1 protein-coding gene is annotated in these 1,924 nt (G+C 67.9%); it reads right to left on the bottom strand.

What is annotated here, in order from left to right; translation table 11 throughout:
* Positions 1 to 396: 396 nt before the first annotated feature.
* Positions 397 to 1,924 (bottom strand): L-glutamate gamma-semialdehyde dehydrogenase (gene pruA / locus FJY74_09820; protein MBM3308610.1); only part of this gene is annotated, 1,528 nt, incomplete at its 5' end.

Genomic DNA, 1,924 nt, shown 5'->3' with positions numbered 1-1,924 from the left:
AGAACTGGGCGTTCGCCTCCGGTGCGTCACCTCCGCAGATGAACGAGACATCCTGGTCACCGTCGGCATCTAGGTCGCACGCAACTGGCCTACCGTAGTTAGCCCCCTGGGGAGCCAGCTCATGCGCGGGCGTCCAGTACACCACGGACTGCCCCGCCGCGGCCGCGGCCCACAAGAGAGACAGCGCCACCATCACGACACCGATCGCAGTTCGTGCCATCGGGATCACCTCCTGTCCTGGTCGCAGTCCCGCAGGACGCCCTCGGACCAAGGTTCGATGCACACGGTCTATTGTACCAAAGCCCCCCCCGTCTATCAACCCCGGCATAGTGACGCCGCGGAGTCTCCCCCGCGGCGCCGCCCTCTGCATGATCTACCGGCCTGTCGCCCCAGCCCCTACCCCACCTTCTCCGACACCGACTTCCCCTGCAGGAACAGCAGGAGGTAGTCGCGGCTCCCGGCCTTCGAGTCGGTCCCCGACATGTTGAACCCGCCGAACGGGTGCACGTCCACGAGCGCCCCCGTGCACTTCCGGTTCAGGTACAGGTTCCCCACGTGGAACTCGGCCCTCGCGCGGTCGAGCTTCTCGCGGTTCCTCGAGAACACCGCGCCCGTCAGGCCATACTCCGTGTCGTTCGCGACCCTAAGCGCGTCGTCGTAGTCCTGCGCCTTGATGACCGCGAGCACGGGGCCGAAGATCTCCTCCTGGCCGATCGTGTCGCGCGACCGCACGTCCGCGATGACCGTCGGCTCGACGAAGAACCCGTTCGACAGCCCCGCGACCGCCTTCCCGCCGCACAGGAGCCGCCCGCCCTCTTTCACGGCGATGTCCGCGTACTTCAGGATCGTCTCCATCGCGCGCCGGTTCACGACCGGGCCCATCCAGTTCGCGGGGTCCTTCGTCGGACCGACGGTGATCTTCCTCGCGAGCGCGACGAGCTTCTCGAGGAACGCGTCGTAGACGTCCTTCACGACAATCGCCCGCGAGCACGCCGAGCACTTCTGCCCCTGGAACCCGAACGCAGCGGCAAGCACGCCCTGCGCGGCCGCGTCGAGGTCGGCCTCGCCGTCCACGACGATGCCGTCCTTCCCGCCCATCTCCGCGACGACGCGCTTGATCCACATCTGCCCGGGCTGCGTTCTCGCGGCGAGCTCGACGATCGAGAGCCCGACCGCGCGCGACCCGGTGAACGAGATGAACCGCGTGCGCGGGTGCGCGACGAGCGTGTTGCCGATGGCCCCGCCGCTTCCGGTGATGAAGTTGAGCACGCCGGGCGGGAGTTTCGCCTCCTCCATGATCTCGACGAACTTCTGCGCGATGAGCGGCGAGTCGCTCGACGGCTTGAGGACGACCGTGTTGCCGGTGACGATGGCGGCCGACGTCATGCCGGCGAGGATTGCGAGCGGGAAGTTCCACGGCGGGATGACCAGGCCCACGCCGAGCGGGATGTAGAAGTAGCTGTTCTGCTCCCCGGGAAGCTCGGTGAGCTCCTGGGGCTGCGCGTAGCGGAGCATCTCGCGCGCGTAGAACTCGAGGAAGTCGATGGCCTCGCACGTGTCGGCGTCGGCCTCGACCCAGTTCTTCCCCACCTCGAGCACCATCGTCGCGTCGAGCTCGAGCCTGCGGCGGCGCATGATCTCGGCGGCCTTGAAGAGGTAGTCCGCGCGGTCGCCGGGCGGCACGCGGCTCCACTGCTCGAACGCCGCGTCGGCGGTCTTCACGGCCCTCTCGGCGATGTCCACGGTGCCCTTCTGGAAGAGCCCGAGGACCTGACCCTTGTCGGACGGGTTGATGGTCTTGAAGGTCCCGTCGCCCTTCAGCCGCTCGCCGCCGACGACGATGTCGTACTCCTTCCCCGCCTCGGCCTCCACGCGCGCGATGGCCTCGGCCATCTTCTTCCTGAGGGCCTCGTCGGCGAACGTG

Source organism: Candidatus Effluviviaceae Genus I sp. (assembly GCA_016867725.1).
Classification (GTDB): Bacteria; Joyebacterota; Joyebacteria; order Joyebacterales; family Joyebacteraceae; genus VGIX01.
This window is presented reverse-complemented; position numbering and strand designations above follow the sequence as displayed.